The sequence below is a fragment of the Veillonella sp. VA141 genome (assembly GCF_003992175.1).
GTDB lineage: Bacteria > Bacillota > Negativicutes > Veillonellales > Veillonellaceae > F0422.
The window spans coordinates 212,037-227,356 of record NZ_RQVM01000002.1 but is presented as its reverse complement, the minus strand read 5'-3'; the positions used below and the strand labels follow the sequence as shown (position 1 = coordinate 227,356).

Genomic DNA, 15,320 nt, shown 5'->3' with positions numbered 1-15,320 from the left:
GATGGCACAGTGCAGACTGTGTCATCCTCTATATTCGAGGTGTATGATGAAAGATTATATGAAATTACCCGTATTATACATGCGTGGCGGAACTAGTAAAGGAGCTTATTTATATGCTCCAGACTTGCCAACAGATCCAACAGAACGAGATGCAATGATTCTATCCCTCTATGGGAGTCCAGATGTACGTCAAATTGATGGGATTGGAGGAGCAGACCCTTTAACGAGTAAACTGGCTATTGTGGGACCTGCTTCGGTAGAAGGATGTGATGTAGATTATACATTTGCTTACGTAGGTATCGATAGGGCAGTTGTCGATTATGAAGGTAATTGTGGTAATATTTCATCTGGAGTTGGTATTTTTGCTATGTTACGTGGTTTGGTAGAACCAGTAGAGCCAATAACTGTAGTTCGTATACATAATACGAATACCCATAAAATCATAGAAGCTCATATACCTGTACAAGGTGGATTACCAGTGGTAACAGGAGACTTTGCCATCGATGGAGTTCCTGGTACAGGGGCACAAATTATGCTTTATTTTCAATCCCCTAGTGGGTCTAAAACTGGGAAATTACTGCCTACAGGCAATGTGCGAGATACCATCACTTTGGAAGTGGGCAATGCGCATACAGCGAAGAACAATCATAGGATAGACGTAAGTTTTGTGGACTCTGCCACACCGAGTGTATTTGTGAAAGCAGAAGATTTAGGATATACAGGAACAGAACTGCCAAGTGACATTGAAACAGATGAAGAGGGGCTATTGGCTATATTAGAAGATATTCGTAGGACTGCCGCTGTCAGAATGGGATTAGCTACATCAAAAGATAGTGCTAGTCCAGCCATTCCAAAAGTATGTATGGTGGGAACGGCTTGTACGTATACAGATATACAGGGCCGTGTTATTGAAGGTACATCGATAGATATAGTAGCACGAACAAAAGCATTACAAGTGATTCATAAGGCCTATGCAGTGACGGGAGGTATTGCTACTGCAACAGCAGCGCTCATTCCAGGGACAATCGTCAATGATGTAGTCAGTGAAGAAGCTAAGCGTACAAAAACCGTTACTTTGGGTCATCCAAGTGGGACTTTTACATTTACTATTGATATAGATACAGAGAGTCTATATGTTACCAAAGCTGGTGTAGCAAGAACGGCTAGACCTATTATGGATGGCATTGCCTATGTTAAGGTAGGTAAATACTAGTAGAAACAAGTTATTGTAAGAGATATACCATGATATACGGAGAAAAGCCCATCTATAGTATGGACTTTCCTCTATATCTATTTTTATAGTATGGTGGGAATCAAAAAATACATCTATTTTTGTGAATAGATATATGTACACCTTGTAATGAAGGATAAATTCCTTTATTATATAGCTATATATTATAGTATATAAGTAAGGAGAGGTAATATACATGAAACAACCATTAATCGGCATTTCAGGTTCTCATATGATTGACCAAGGAGGTCCATTCCCAGGGTATAAACGATCCTATGTAAATGATGATTATGTGCAATCCGTATTAGAAGCAGGTGGTATTCCTGTGATTATTCCATTCCAAGAAGATGAAGCTGTGTTGAAAGCTTTGGTGGAGCGCATTGATGGGTTACTTTTATCTGGCGGTCATGATATTGCTCCACAATTCTATGGCGAAGAACCAGAACGTGGATTAGGTGAAATTTGGCCAGAACGCGATATTTTTGATATGCGTCTATTAGCCTTTGCGAAAGAGCGAAACATTCCTATTATGGGTATTTGTCGTGGTCATCAAATCATCAATGTAGCTCACAAAGGTTCTTTGTATCAAGATTTACCTGCCTTTGCTACGATTAAGCATGCCCAAAGCCAAACAGCAGGATTACCAACTCATTTCATGGTGATTGAAAAGGACTCCCAATTATTTGCTATGGTAGGTGCAGAAGAAGTGATGGTGAATTCCCATCATCACCAAGTCGTGAAAGAAGTTGGGGAAGGCTTGCGTGTGGTAGGACGTGCGAAAGATACTGTAGTAGAAGCAATGGAAGGCACTGACTATCCATACCTACGTACGTATCAATTCCATCCAGAAATGATGCGTCATACAGAGTTAAATAAAGTAATTTTTGAAGATTTTGTAGCCGCTGCTAAGTAATATGTAAAGAGTTAATTTTGCTCTCAAATGGCGTAGCTTGTGTAAGGAAATTGATATACCATGTAATTTACATATTGAAAGGGTCCTTAGGGACCCTTTTTTGTATTGTGTATTAGTCGGATTGTTGTAGATACCCTGTACTATAAAATACTTAGATAAAGGCATCAATAGTGCGGAATATATGAATATAAAATAAATAGAGGAACATTGATACGCAATGATCAATGTTCCTCTATGCACTGTAAAGTGTTGTAGTGTTTTTATTCACATGGATATAAAATGCATAGCCTCGTAGCTACTATTCTCCTGAATGCGCTTTGTAGAATTCTAAAAACTGTTGTGCCACCATAGACAAAGGTTGTCCTTTGATAGTGATAAACGCTTTATAGAATGTGTTGGTCAGTTCTGTTAACTTAATGCGAGTCATATCTGGATGAGATACAGTTTCCTGTCCATCCATAGGAATAATGGCTATGGTACGTCCAGATTGAGCCCATTCAATGGCAGAACTCTTTGTGGTAGTTACAGAAATAACATTGAGAGAAGAGAAGTCATTGTGATGAGCTTGCATCAACATACGTACAGAACCACCAGACAAGCTAAGAGGACATTTGGCAATATCATTCCAAGAAATACTTTCTAGGTCACGGTCTGTCCAAAATAAATCTTTTCGGAACAGAGCATATAAGTCCTCCGTTTGCGTATAGAGAACATCAAATTTGTTGGTATCTACCATTTGCTCGTTGCATAGACCAATTTCAGCGCTACCATTTAATAAGGATTCTGTAACATCTGTCATTAATCCTTCATAGATTTCATAACGCACCACAGGGTATTGGCGGGAAAAGAAATGCAAATATTGCTGAATTAAGGCGGTAGACCTAGAGGCAGAGGAGGCGATACGAAGAGTGCCTTCTACCTCAGAACTAAGACGCTTTACATCAGCGTAGGTAGACTCCTCAATGGAACACAATTGTTGTGCTTTTTCATAGAAAATGCGACCGGCTTCGGTGAGGTGAAAGCTAGCTCCACGTTGGCCACGTTTGATAACTAATAGGGGGGTACCAAATTCTGCTTCTAAGTACTTGAGTTGCTTACTTAAAGCTGGTTGCGTAATGTGCAGTATCTCTGCTGCTTGCGTCATATTCCCCGTTTGTACTAAGATGATAAAATTATAATAGTAAGATGTATCCATGGTATCCTCCTAAACATACGTAGTCAGATGTCATGTTAGTTCGTTTCTATTCATGGGCGCACATCATCGTACAATAGATCTCTTATTGTTAACCTTTACTATTCTATTGTACTATAAATTTTATAATTCGTCTCCTATATTTGTTAACTAATGCTGTTAATTATGGTTTAGTTTATGATTATAACTCATGGATATAAACCTATATAAAAAGTAGGAATATTGACGTGCTATATTGAGAATGATATAATTGGGTCATATTGTTGCCTGTACAGTGCAGGGAATCAAGAAGTAATTGGACTATAGTTAGGTCTGGAAAGGAAGGGGAATTTGTATGGATATGCCATTTTTTACACAATTTCTCATGATTAGCGATCCCATGACAGTAGGAATACTTGTGTTATTCCTTATTGCGTTGGGATACGTGTATTTTCTTCAAAAAAGAAATATTCAATTCGGCACATTGGTGATGATTGCCACTGTAGTAGGTGCTGTGTTAGGGGTTGCGGTGCAATTGATTGCAGGATTCCCTAAAAACCCAATGGACGTGGTGTTTATTAAGGAAAGCACGAAGTGGTTCTCTCTTATTGGGGGAGGATTCATTGATTTAATCCGAATGCTTGTCATTCCTGTGGTATTTATTTCCATTGTTCATGTTATTTTGCATATGGATACGAATGCGAATTTAAAACGCCTTGTATCCTCCACAGGTGTAGTAGCTTTAATCATGGTAGGTATTGCTGCTATTGTAGGTTTAGTGCTAGGTACTGTAACAGGATTAGGGGAAGGTACTTTAGCAGTGGCTGGTGATTCTAAAATGCGAGAGGTAAAACCTGTTGTAGATACATTGCGTGCCTTGATACCAGCAAATCCTATTAATGCAATGGCGCAAACTAATGTTATTGCTGTTGTTGTATTTGGCGTTATTATTGGTGGTGTTGCTAGACTTGTGAAACAACATGGTGCCAGTGATTTAGAAGTAGTCACAAAATTATTTGATGAAGTGCACACAGTTATCTTCTGGGTAGCAGATTTTGTGATCGGCTTAATGCCATATGGTGTTGTGGCGTTGTTGGCCACAACATTGGCGCAAAAAGGGTTTGGCGCTATTGCTGACATGGGCTTGTTTATTATCTTAATCTATGTAGGTGTTGCAATCATGTTAGTAGTACAAGCTGTATTATTAACTATGTTTGGCGTTAGTCCAATCATGTATTTCCGTAAAGCAAAAGAAGCCTTAATCTTGGCTTTCACATCTCGTTCTAGTATGGGTGTATTACCATTGACGGTAGAAACATTAACTAAAAAATTAGGTGTTAATCCTGCTACTGCGAATACAGTAGCAAGTTTTGGTACGACAGCAGGCATGCAAGGCTGTGCAGGTATCTTCCCAGCCTTATGTATCGTTTATATCGCTCGCGTATCTGGAGTGCCATTAGACTTTACAATGTATGTGATGAGCGTTATCGTAATTGCATTAGGCTCCTTAGGGATTGCAGGAGTTCCAGGTACAGCAACTATGGCAGCATCCGTATCCTTATCTGGTACTGGTATGGGAGCATTCTTCGGCTCCATTTCTCCAATTTTAGCAGTAGACCCTATTGTAGATATGGGACGTACAATGTTAAATGTAAGTGGTTCTATGACAAATGCTATTGTAGTAGATCGTTTGCAAGGAACTTTTGACCAAGAAGCCTTTAACGACACAAAAACAATTCGATAAGGTATAAGTAATGTATTAGATGCATCATGTATCTATGATGAAAGTACTAAAAGATATACAGCTGCAACCTATTGATATCGCGTAGGTTGCAGCTTTTTTCTATCATGGAGTTGAAGAAAATAGGATATTCTATTCCTTGAATGTGCCATGACAGATGTAAAATAAGGACCTCTATCGTGCGACAGAGGCCCTTATTTGTATGGGGTATATATTGATATAGGGAAGGGAATATAAAAGAATATAGGTAAGGCTATTTAAGGGTATTTAAGGGTATATATAGGAAACCTTACCAGCGATCAATGCCTAGGTGGCGTTCCATACGACGCATCATGCGTGCGAAGGCGTCATCCTCTTCCTTTTTTTGTGATTTTGTTTCTTCAACTACAGGAATAGAGTTAGGTGATGTGATAATCACAGTATCACCAAAGGTATGGTATGTATGACCACCTACACGTTTAGTTTGGGAGTAACTTTCATCATAGGAGTAAGGTTCTACACGATCTTTATGAAAAAAATCATCCTTGTTATATTCACGTACACCCGCATTGTAAGCATCGATAGCAGCACGTTTTTTAGTAATCAACATTTGAATCACTGCATCTGTATCTGCTAAGTAAGTTTCCAAATCTTTCGTGTATGCTTTCATATCCTCAGTAGATACCATTTTAAAAGACATAGGTGTATGGTCGCTTTGAAAACTAGGGTAGTTGATGGATGAAGCAAAAGCGGAAGAACCAATAGTCATGGCTAGTGTTGTCAAGAGTAGTGCACGTTTCATAAGTGTCTCCTTTTCATCATTACATTTGTAAAATATAGTTCAGTACCTAGTAGTGTTTATCACCGCAGGTATATTTTGAAAACAACTGCGTGTAAGGGTTTGTTACATACTAGTATCCATCTTGAGAAGTGGACCTTGTAGTTAAAGTATATCCTAGTAATATGAAGATACGATGATACATGGTGAAAGATATGTATAGCTACTATATGGAGGATACCTATGAACCTATATACTTATGAGTTAGGGTACAAAAAAGCGACTGTTTTCACAGTCGCTTTAGTATACCTATACTAGTTCTAACCCACTTGGGATAAGGTATATGTAATTTGACCCACTTGGGTATATATCATTACTACTTAGTATATAATTTGTATGGGGTACTTACCCTTAGAACTACTTAGTTCTCTATGTAGGTTGTTTTGTATCACTTGATACAATCTTATAGTACTTATCTAAGAAACCACTCGGCTTACTGATTAGATAAGAGTTTCTCCGTGTTGAGAGAAGAATGCTTGTGGATGAGCACATACTGGGCAAAGTTTTGGAGCTTCTTCACCGATGTGGATATAACCACAGTTAGCACAGATCCAAGCAACTGGTTGTTCACGTTTGAACACTTTACCGCCTTCAACAGCAGTTACAAGGTCAAGGTAACGTTCTTCGTGACGAGCTTCGATAACACCAACTTGTTCGAATAAGTAAGCGATTTTAGCGAAACCTTCTTCTTTTGCAACTTTAGCAAATTCTGGGTACATTACAGTGTGTTCGTAGTGTTCGCCAGCAGCAGCATCTTTTAAGTTGATTGCTACGTCAGCGTTTACATCGCCACCGTGTAACAATTTGAACCATACTTTAGCATGAGCGGATTCGTTGATTGCTGTTTCTTCGAAGTAATCAGCGATTTTGTTCATACCAGCTTTACGAGCTGCACTTGCATAGTATGTATATTTACGGTTAGCTTGAGATTCACCAGCGAATGCTGCTTGAAGATTTTTTTCTGTTTGAGTACCTTTTAATTCTGGCATTTTGTTCCTCCATGTACTTTACATTGTTGTAATAAAATAAATACTTATTTGTATAGTGGGCTTGTTCACTTGAACAAGTCCCTATTGATTTCGTTACTTAACGAATAATCATTGTTGATTACATTATAGACTATGAAAATGAGAAATGCAAGTCTTTTTTTAGAAAAATTTAAAATTTTTTGTAAATGATAAAGCCTCTCAATCGGCTATAGTATCGCATTTATAGCTATTTAATTCCCTATAAAAATAAAGGGATTACACAGAAAAGAAATTGAGAATCGAACTCAAGAGATAAAGCTGTAATGATAATACATAGAAATCCCTCTATTTATAGGGTTTCTTAGTTATGAAACAGAAAAGGGGAGTTGTCAGTTGCTAACAAGTGATAGCAGTCATCAGTACTGATGAGAGGGTTGACAGACTTAGTGCAAACTTTTAGTAATACCCATACGGCCCTATAGAGAAATATAAAGTTAGATGATATACTATAAACATAATCATGGAAATAGGAGGTGCCTATGGGATTTATAAAATACCAAGTAGGTGATGTGGTACAAATGAAGAAACCCCATCCTTGTGGTAGTCAGAATTGGGAGATTAAACGAACTGGCGTTGATTTCGTAACAGTCTGTGAAGGCTGTGGGCATCAAGTGATGATACCACGATCTAAGTTTGAAAAGAATGTAAAAAAGATAGTATCCAGAAAAGAAGCAACAGAAGAATAAAATATGATTCGTAAATCATAATAATTTTCTAGGAAAGGGATACCTATGGTTGATTTAACGAAATATGCAGCTAAGGGCGGTTGTGCTTGCAAGATTGGGCCGCACATTTTAGAGGATGTGTTGCAACATATGAAGATGCCTACACATCCAGCTGTATTGACCGATGCATCTGGTATGGAAGATGCTGGAGTGTATCAAATTAATGAAAGTCAAGCTATTGTACAGACGGTGGATTTTTTTACACCTCCAGTGGCAGATCCGAGATTCTTTGGTAGAGTAGCGGCTTGCAATAGTTTAAGTGATATATATGCCATGGGGGGCACGCCTATATCAGCATTGAATATTGTAGGATTTCCTGTGTCTTTAGTGAAAGAAGGTGTCCTTCGTGAGGTCTTAGAAGGTGCCAATGAGGTCTTACTGGAGACGGGAGTAGCTCTTCTTGGTGGTCACAGTATCGAAAATGAAGTGCCTATTTTTGGAATGGCTGTGACCGGTCTCATTAATCCACGTCATATTTGGACGAATGGAGATGCTCAAGTGGGTGATGTCTTAATTCTATCTAAACCGATTGGAACGGGCATTATGAACACGGCTGCAAAAGGTGGCGTATTCCCTGAAGGTGTGCAGGAAGCTGTGCACAGTATGGGAACGATTAATAAAGGATCTCGAGATGTGGCGGCGCAGTTTATCATTCATGGTTGTACGGATGTTACGGGATTCAGCTTGATTGGTCATGTATCTGAAATGGCAAAAGCTAGTGGAACATCTGTGGAACTCTATGCGGAGCAAATTCCTCTCTTTACGGATGTATTAGAGGCTGCTAGTATGGGCTTAGTCCCAGCATCTACGTATGGGAATCGTAAAGCATTAGGTGATCAAGCTGAGTTTGCTGACCATTTAGACCCAGTATGGAGCGATATTTGTTTTGATCCGCAAACATCAGGTGGTTTATTATTTGCTTGTTCTGAAAGTGAAGGGGAACATCTGCTTAGAGAGTTACAAGCAAAGGGTTTACAGGCTGCACAGATCGGCCGTGTCATTCAGGAAGGAAGGAAACAAGTCTATGTCAAATAAAGAAGTAACGATAGATATGCGAGGCCAAGTATGCCCAGCGCCTGTGATTGAAGCAAAAAAAGCGATGGATTCTGATGCGAATCTGTATGTAAAAGTCATTGTCGACAATGATGTAAGCCGTGACAATGTGGTGAAATTAGGAGAATACCGAGGCTATGAAAACCATGTATTAGAACAAGAGGGAAATTACATCGTTGTATTGATTCCTCCTACAGCGGTGAAAGCGGAAGTGACTGCGGTTAGTGCTGTAAATATTCAAACTTCGCATGATTTAGAGGACCTGGATTTGGAAGATATTTTTGAAAATGAATTTGCTGCACCCCTAGGAAAGATTGTAACGAATACAACGATTGCCGGTGGAGAGGCCCCATTTTATATGACAAATGGTACAGGTAGCTTGGAGCGCAGTATTGCAGCTTATGAAAAAACAAAAGCAGAAAAAGCAGCAATGGGTGCGCCGATTAGTCAAGATACAGTTCCCCCTGAATTGATGGGAACCACGGTACCGTCTGTGCCAACCCCTTCTATGGGTGGCAAAGTCTTATTGCTGACAAAAGACTATTTAGGTGAAGGCAGTGAAGAGTTAGGTCGTAATTTGATGAAAACGTTCATCTATGTATTGACAGAAACAGATGTGAAACCCAAAGCCATCTATTGCATTAATAGTGCTGTTAAAATGCTGGTAGAAGGGTCTGAACATATTGAAAACTTCAAAGCCTTAGAAGCAGCAGGGGTAACTGTGAGTGGCTGTGGCATTTGCTTGGACTTTTACGAGGTGAAAGATAAAGTACAAGTAGGCACTATTACGAATCTATATGCTATTACTGAAAGTATGATGCAAGAACCATTTGTTACATTGTAATTAGATGCGTGGTAACATTGGTAGATAGACCTGGAAAGATTGAATGAGGTAGACGCATATGAACGTTTTTGCAGTAGATAGTAAGAAACCTGATACAGCTACAGATAAGGTACCACAAAAAGTACTCGTTCTATTTAGCTCTTACTATTTTGCAGATAAAGCAGATAAAATGTTAGGGCAATATAAAGTGCCTCATCAGTTAATGCCAGTTCCACCAGAGCTATCTAGCGCTTGTGGGCTCTCTATTGGTGTGCAAGAAGAATACATAGAAGAAGTATTGCGTATCTTTGAAGTAGAAAAAATAACCCCTTCGCATATGTATTATTATGAAAAGGGAAAAGAACCAACTGAATATGTACGCAGACCTTGCTAACTAAAAGAGGCATATACAGTGATATTTTAAGTAAAAGTACACTGTATATGCCTGTATTGTTAGTAGGTTATTATACGTTGAAGCGGAAATGTGTTACATCGCCGTCTTTCATAATATAGTCTTTGCCTTCTAGGCGAACAAGACCTTTTTCCTTGGCCGCATTTTGGCTACCGCAAGCTTCTAAATCGTCAAAGGATACGATTTCCGCACGAATGAAGCCTTTTTCGATATCGGAGTGGATTTTACCAGCTGCTTGTGGAGCTTTTGTGCCTTCCACGATAGTCCAGGCACGAGCTTCCATTTCACCAGCTGTGAAGTAGTTAATTAAACCTAATAAGGAGTAACTAGCTTTGATTAATTTCGTTAAGCCACTTTCTTCTAAGCCAAGGTCAGCTAAGAAAGCAGTTGCTTCTTCGTCGGATAATTCAGCGATTTCAGATTCGATACGAGCAGATACTACAACTACACCAGAGCCTTCTTTCGCTGCATACTCTTCTACTTGTTTGACAAATTCGTTGCCAGAGTAGTCGGATACTTCATCTTCTCCCACATTGGCTACGTATAAAGATTTTTTTGCTGTCAATAAGGTTAAATCTTTTAAAATCTCTAGCTCATCTTCTGTTAAACCTTGGGCACGAACAGGGATAGCATCGCCTAATGCAGCAGATACTTTTTCTAAAATAGGTGCTTCCACACGAGCATCTTTGTCACCAGATTTTGCTAATTTAGCAATACGTTGTAAGCGTTTATCTACGCTTTCAAGGTCAGCTAAGCAAAGTTCAGTGTTGATGATTTCAATATCGCGAACAGGATCTACAGAACCAGCCACATGTGTGATGTTAGGGTCATCGAAACAACGGATGACTTGTGCAATGGCATCGACTTGGCGAATGTGGCTTAAGAATTTGTTGCCCAAACCTTCCCCTTTGGATGCACCAGCCACAAGGCCGGCGATGTCTACAAAACGCATAGCAGCAGGTAAGATGCGTTTAGAACCGAACATCTCAGCCAACACCGCTAAACGAGCGTCGGGTACGTCTACCACGCCTACATTTGGTTCGATGGTACAGAAAGGGTAGTTTGCCGCTTCTGCGCCAGCCTTTGTAATAGCATTAAACAATGTACTTTTTCCGACATTTGGAAGGCCTACAATGCCTACTTCTAAATTTGTGCTCATGTGTGGGTAACTCCTTTGTTGGTTGCGATAAATTATTAAAGTAATATAAATGCCTAACGATATAAGGTTTAGTGGACCTTAACACGTTAGGCATTTCGTGTTCCATCATTCGAGATGAGCCTAACGCCTAGTGCACGTTGAGGGCTCTCTTTTTACAGTCATAGTATACCATAATTGCATATAGACTGCCAATAGATTTATATAAAATATAAAAATAGAGGAATGTTGATACTTCTTGATCAACGTTCCTCTATTTTATTGGGTGCTATTTTGTTACAGCCTCGTGTATCTCATGAACGAAGATACTATTATCAAACGTATATCTTATAGATAATGGGCACGTAATTCTTCAGCGGATTTTGGAGATAACCAAGCTGGTGCGATATCGAATACTGTGAAAGCACCGCGACCACCATGTGCTGCTAAGCGATGTACGCCACGAGCGAAGGCTACTAATACAGCACCAGTAAATTCAGGGTTAGAATCTAATTGTAAACCGAATTCGTAGATGTGTTTTGTACCTGTTGTAGTTTCGCCACTGCGGATCACAAGGCCACCATGTGGGATGCCTTTGTGGTTGGTATCCAATTCTTCTTGGGAGATGAATGTTACAGTTGTCTCATAGCCAACGAAGTAGTTAGGCATAGTTTTGATTTCATTTTCAATGCGAGCTGCGTCAGCGCCTTCTTCCAATACTACATAGCATTCACGAAGATGAGAAGAAGTAGCTGTCACTTCTGGTGTTTCACCATTGCGGATAGCAGAGATAATTTCTTGTTTAGGCACTGTGTATTGACGAGCATCTGCTACGCCTTCGATACGACGGATCGCGTCGGAATGACCTTGGGATACGCCACGGCCCCAGAACGTGTAGGAATCGCCTTGTGGTAAGATACTTTCAGCGTACACACGTTGCAAGGAAAACATGCCAGGGTCCCAACCGCAAGAGATTAATGCTGCTGTGCCAGCTTCTTGGGCTACTTTGCGCACATTTTCGAAATGTTCAGGGATGCGAGCATGTGTGTCAAAGCTGTCGATCACATTGAAATGCGCTGCTAAAGCAGGAGTTTGGTCGATTAGGTCTGTAGCACTACCGCCGCATAATACCATGACATCGATTTTGCCTTTGAAAGATTCTGCTTCTTCCATTGTGTAGCTAGGAACGCCACTAACAGTTTGTAAACCAGAACGGCGAGAGAATACGCCTACTAATTCCATATCTGGTTGTAATGCTACAGCCGCTTCTACACCGCGACCAAGATTGCCGTATCCAACGATACCAATACGAATGTTGCTCATTGTTACTTCCTTTCGTGAAAGTTGATACTTTCATTAATATTAATGCTATACGAACTGTAATGTAAGATTACAGTATATGATGAAATAAAATAGGGAGGATTATATCCGCTATTTTTCGCATGTACCATTATAGCGAAAAATTCTCATAGAGAAAAGGGGGGATATTAAAATTGTAATGTTTTAATGCGATCGACTGCACGAATGGTGTTTTCTCGACTGCCGAATGCAGTGAGACGTAAATAGCCTTCGCCTTCTGGACCAAAGCCAGAACCAGGAGTGCTTACAATGTGTACCTTTTCTAATAGGGTATCGAATAAGTCCCAGCTAGTCATGCCTTTTGGTGCTTGAATCCAAATGTATGGAGCATCAACACCACCAAATACAGTTAGACCAATGGCTTCTAAGCCTTCACGGATAATGCGAGCATTTTCCATGTAGTAAGCGATGTGTTCTTTAATTTGTGCACGACCTTCTGGTGTGTAAACAGCAGCAGCACCACGTTGAATGATGTAAGGAACACCATTGAATTTTGTGGTCTGGCGACGATTCCACATTGGGTTCAGAGGAACACGTTTGCCTTCTGCGTTCTTTGCAGTTACTTCGTGAGGCACTACAGTGTAGGCGCAACGAGTACCAGTGAATCCGGCTGTTTTAGAGAAAGAACGGAACTCGATAGCCACTTTACGAGCACCGTCAATTTCATAGATGGAACGAACGGTGTCTGTGGATGTGATGAAAGCTTCATAAGCGGAGTCGAACATTAAGATCGCTTCGTTATCTTTACACCACTGTACCCATTCCGCCAAACGAGCACGGCTTAATACAGTGCCAGTTGGGTTGTTAGGGCAGCAAAGATAGACGATATCTACTCGTTCTTTTGGGAATGCCGGTGAGAAATGATTCTCCGCATTGGTTGGTAAATATACCACTTTTTCGTAGATGCCGTCGATAGCTTTACCAGTGCGACCACTCATCACATTAGAATCTAAATATACAGGGTATACAGGGTCAGTAATAGCGATGATATTATTTTCAGAGAAAATTTCCTGAATATTGCCCACATCAGATTTAGCACCGTCAGATACGAAGATTTCATCAGCTTGAATAGTAATGCCTAGGGGGGCATAATCGCCTTCAACGATGGCATTGCGCAAGAAATCGTAGCCTTGCTCAGGGCCATAACCTCGGAATGTATCGGCAGAACCCATTTCTTCTACTGCAGCGTGCATAGCTTCAATGACAGCTGGCACAAGAGGGCGTGTCACATCGCCAATACCAAGGCGAATAATGTCTGCTTCAGGGTGACTTTCTTTGAAAGCTTCTACTTTGCGTGCAATATTTGCGAATAAATAAGAACCTTGTAGATTTTCATAATTTGGATTTATAGTAGCCATAGGAGCTCCTTCTGTTATACATCAATAATGATACATTTATATATAGTTTAAATTGCATTTCTATATTCTATAGTATTTAAAAAGATATGTCAAAGCAAAAAAATGGAGCCGTTCTAAGAACAGCTCCGTAAGAGATATAGTTATATTTCTAATAGTTTTCTTTGTACTCTCCGTAGTCGATACATATAACATAGTGCAGCAGTGGAGGTACTAGTTAATAATCCAATCCAAACGGAATAAGGACCGAAGTCTGTAAATGTGTAACAAAGGTAAGCTACAGGCACGGTAACACCCCAATAGGTGCCGATAGCAATGATCGATACACTTGTCACATCCCGGTACGCACGGAGCACGCCTTGTAACGGAGTGCCTAGAGCATCGATGATGGTGAAGAACACTGCGTAGGAGATGAAACTTTCAATTAAAGGAATCATGTGCTCCTCATTGGTGAAAAGTTCTGCTAAGTAATCGATGTGGGTAAAGGAATAGGTGCCAATGCAAAGTGCGATAAAGATTGCTACACCACGGGTGATCCATGTATAGGTGACGGCTTGTTCGTATCGTTTGGCGCCTAATTCATAGGCGATAACAATGGTGGAAGCCATGCTCAAACTAAGAGGAAAGGAGAAGGTAACTCCTAGAAAACTAGCTGCAGCTTGGTGGGCTGCAATGATGTCAGTACCGAAGTTGGCCATGGAGATACCGGCGGCACTGAAAATACTGATTTCCGCAAAGATAGACAATCCAATAGGGATACCCAAAGATAATTGGTCGCGAATGAGTACCCAACTAGGCCCTGTGAAAGAGGACCAAAACTGATAGTGTTTAAACTTCTTGTGATACGTAATCATTCCAAGGTAGCAGAACATCATATACCAATAGGCGATGACTGTTGCGATGCCAGCACCAAATCCGCCAAGGGCGGGAATAGGGCCAAGACCTGGAATGAAGATAGCATTACCGATGGACTGAATTAATACGCTACTACTAATGATATATAAAGAATATTGTGTATTGCCATGAGCGTCGACGATGTACCGAAAGGCGGACATGATCATCATCGCAGGAAAGGCGACGCACATAGCGTACATATATTGTAGGCATACCGTTTTGGCAGCGGGTTCGATACCGAGTATATCTAGCAAGGGGGAAAGACCCATCAGGGTGGCTACAATAAGACCTGTGGCAAAAATAAGCCCTAAATAGACATTTTGCCACATAATAGAAGCGATAGATTCTGTTTTTTTAGCGCCTAAAGCGTGAGATACGATAGGAGTGACTCCTAGAAGAATTCCAGTGAGACCAAAAAAGGCTGCTACCCATAAATTATAGCCCATAGCCATGCCGGCCAGATCCACTGTACTATACTGCCCCGTTAAGGTGACAGCTACGAAGCTGCCGAGAATTAATGAAACTTGTGTTGCTGTGACGGGGGCAGCCACTAAACAAAAGTGTTTTATCATCGAAAATAAAGACATAGTGCCTCCCAAAAACAAACTTACTTATGATATTAATAATGTTAATAACATTTAATTTTATCACTTTCTACACTAT

General features: G+C 40.3%; 14 protein-coding genes. 7 read left to right on the top strand and 7 right to left on the bottom strand.

The features are described 5' to 3' along the window. Positions 1 to 58: 58 nt before the first annotated feature. Together EO112_RS03320 and EO112_RS03315 are read left to right on the top strand one after the other, a co-directional pair. Entirely contained in the window at positions 59 to 1,213 is a 1,155-nt protein-coding gene (locus EO112_RS03320; RefSeq protein ID WP_240629332.1) for a 2-methylaconitate cis-trans isomerase PrpF family protein, read from the top strand. 214 nt (positions 1,214 to 1,427) lie between these two features. Continuing rightward, positions 1,428 to 2,144 (top strand): gamma-glutamyl-gamma-aminobutyrate hydrolase family protein, encoded by a 717-nt coding sequence (locus EO112_RS03315; protein ID WP_127162897.1) that lies wholly within the window; start codon positions 1,428 to 1,430, stop codon positions 2,142 to 2,144. A gap of 298 nt (positions 2,145 to 2,442) precedes the next feature. On the opposite strand, the gene EO112_RS03310 is transcribed toward EO112_RS03315, so the two are convergent. Further along, a complete protein-coding gene (locus tag EO112_RS03310) occupies positions 2,443 to 3,339 on the bottom strand; it encodes a LysR family transcriptional regulator (protein ID WP_009352925.1) in 897 nt (298 codons plus the stop codon). Between the two features lie 331 nt (positions 3,340 to 3,670). Here EO112_RS03310 and EO112_RS03305 point away from each other — a divergent pair, with 331 nt between their 5' ends. Next, a complete protein-coding gene (locus EO112_RS03305) occupies positions 3,671 to 5,059 on the top strand; it encodes a cation:dicarboxylate symporter family transporter (protein WP_009352814.1) in 1,389 nt (462 codons plus the stop codon). Positions 5,060 to 5,345: 286 nt separating this feature from the next. Here the strand turns inward: EO112_RS03305 and EO112_RS03300 are convergent, their stop codons facing one another. Both EO112_RS03300 and rbr read right to left on the bottom strand, forming a co-directional pair. After that, positions 5,346 to 5,837 carry a hypothetical protein gene (locus EO112_RS03300; RefSeq protein WP_127062153.1) on the bottom strand — a complete coding sequence of 164 codons (492 nt, stop codon included), beginning with the start codon at positions 5,835 to 5,837 and terminating at the stop codon, positions 5,346 to 5,348. 476 nt (positions 5,838 to 6,313) lie between these two features. Beyond that, a complete protein-coding gene (gene rbr / locus EO112_RS03295) occupies positions 6,314 to 6,862 on the bottom strand; it encodes a rubrerythrin (protein ID WP_009352954.1) in 549 nt (182 codons plus the stop codon). Positions 6,863 to 7,380: 518 nt separating this feature from the next. Here rbr and EO112_RS03290 point away from each other — a divergent pair. Genes EO112_RS03290 through EO112_RS03270 form a run of 4 tightly spaced genes read left to right on the top strand, consistent with a single transcriptional unit; the run spans position 7,381 to position 9,896 of the window. Beyond that, on the top strand, positions 7,381 to 7,587 hold the full coding sequence (locus tag EO112_RS03290) for a DUF951 domain-containing protein (RefSeq protein ID WP_127062151.1): 207 nt from the start codon (positions 7,381 to 7,383) through the stop codon (positions 7,585 to 7,587). Between the two features lie 45 nt (positions 7,588 to 7,632). Beyond that, the gene (gene selD, locus EO112_RS03285; protein ID WP_127062148.1) at positions 7,633 to 8,661 is read left to right on the top strand and encodes a selenide, water dikinase SelD; all 1,029 of its coding nucleotides are present in this window, start codon (positions 7,633 to 7,635) and stop codon (positions 8,659 to 8,661) included. Then, positions 8,651 to 9,523: a sulfurtransferase-like selenium metabolism protein YedF gene (gene yedF, locus EO112_RS08350; RefSeq protein WP_240629067.1), complete on the top strand. Its 873-nt coding sequence runs from the start codon at positions 8,651 to 8,653 to the stop codon at positions 9,521 to 9,523. Before selD ends, yedF begins: the two co-directional genes overlap by 11 nt. A gap of 58 nt (positions 9,524 to 9,581) precedes the next feature. Beyond that, on the top strand, positions 9,582 to 9,896 hold the full coding sequence (locus EO112_RS03270) for a DUF3343 domain-containing protein (RefSeq protein WP_127062145.1): 315 nt from the start codon (positions 9,582 to 9,584) through the stop codon (positions 9,894 to 9,896). 70 nt (positions 9,897 to 9,966) lie between these two features. Here the strand turns inward: EO112_RS03270 and ychF are convergent, their stop codons facing one another. The 4 genes from ychF to EO112_RS03250 form a co-directional block, all read right to left on the bottom strand. Then, positions 9,967 to 11,073, bottom strand: a complete 1,107-nt coding sequence (gene ychF, locus EO112_RS03265; protein WP_127062143.1) for a redox-regulated ATPase YchF — start codon at positions 11,071 to 11,073, stop codon at positions 9,967 to 9,969. Positions 11,074 to 11,397: 324 nt separating this feature from the next. Further along, entirely contained in the window at positions 11,398 to 12,372 is a 975-nt protein-coding gene (locus EO112_RS03260) for a diaminopimelate dehydrogenase (RefSeq protein WP_127062140.1), read from the bottom strand. 164 nt (positions 12,373 to 12,536) lie between these two features. After that, positions 12,537 to 13,766 carry an LL-diaminopimelate aminotransferase gene (locus tag EO112_RS03255; RefSeq protein ID WP_127062137.1) on the bottom strand — a complete coding sequence of 410 codons (1,230 nt, stop codon included), beginning with the start codon at positions 13,764 to 13,766 and terminating at the stop codon, positions 12,537 to 12,539. Positions 13,767 to 13,906: 140 nt separating this feature from the next. After that, positions 13,907 to 15,244, bottom strand: coding sequence for an MATE family efflux transporter (locus EO112_RS03250; RefSeq protein WP_127062135.1), 1,338 nt, complete (start codon positions 15,242 to 15,244; stop codon positions 13,907 to 13,909). Between the last annotated feature and the right edge of the window lie 76 nt (positions 15,245 to 15,320).

Coding starts and splice junctions, on each gene's coding strand:
- EO112_RS03255 (WP_127062137.1), bottom strand. CDS start 13,766: ATGGCTACTATAAATCCAAATTATGAAAATCTACAAGGTTCTTATTTA.
- EO112_RS03270 (WP_127062145.1), top strand. CDS start 9,582: ATGAACGTTTTTGCAGTAGATAGTAAGAAACCTGATACAGCTACAGAT.
- EO112_RS03315 (WP_127162897.1), top strand. CDS start 1,428: ATGAAACAACCATTAATCGGCATTTCAGGTTCTCATATGATTGACCAA.
- EO112_RS03310 (WP_009352925.1), bottom strand. CDS start 3,339: ATGGATACATCTTACTATTATAATTTTATCATCTTAGTACAAACGGGG.
- yedF (WP_240629067.1), top strand. CDS start 8,651: ATGTCAAATAAAGAAGTAACGATAGATATGCGAGGCCAAGTATGCCCA.
- EO112_RS03305 (WP_009352814.1), top strand. CDS start 3,671: ATGGATATGCCATTTTTTACACAATTTCTCATGATTAGCGATCCCATG.
- EO112_RS03260 (WP_127062140.1), bottom strand. CDS start 12,372: ATGAGCAACATTCGTATTGGTATCGTTGGATACGGCAATCTTGGTCGC.
- EO112_RS03290 (WP_127062151.1), top strand. CDS start 7,381: ATGGGATTTATAAAATACCAAGTAGGTGATGTGGTACAAATGAAGAAA.
- ychF (WP_127062143.1), bottom strand. CDS start 11,073: ATGAGCACAAATTTAGAAGTAGGCATTGTAGGCCTTCCAAATGTCGGA.
- EO112_RS03250 (WP_127062135.1), bottom strand. CDS start 15,244: ATGTCTTTATTTTCGATGATAAAACACTTTTGTTTAGTGGCTGCCCCC.
- EO112_RS03320 (WP_240629332.1), top strand. CDS start 59: ATGAAATTACCCGTATTATACATGCGTGGCGGAACTAGTAAAGGAGCT.
- rbr (WP_009352954.1), bottom strand. CDS start 6,862: ATGCCAGAATTAAAAGGTACTCAAACAGAAAAAAATCTTCAAGCAGCA.
- selD (WP_127062148.1), top strand. CDS start 7,633: ATGGTTGATTTAACGAAATATGCAGCTAAGGGCGGTTGTGCTTGCAAG.
- EO112_RS03300 (WP_127062153.1), bottom strand. CDS start 5,837: ATGAAACGTGCACTACTCTTGACAACACTAGCCATGACTATTGGTTCT.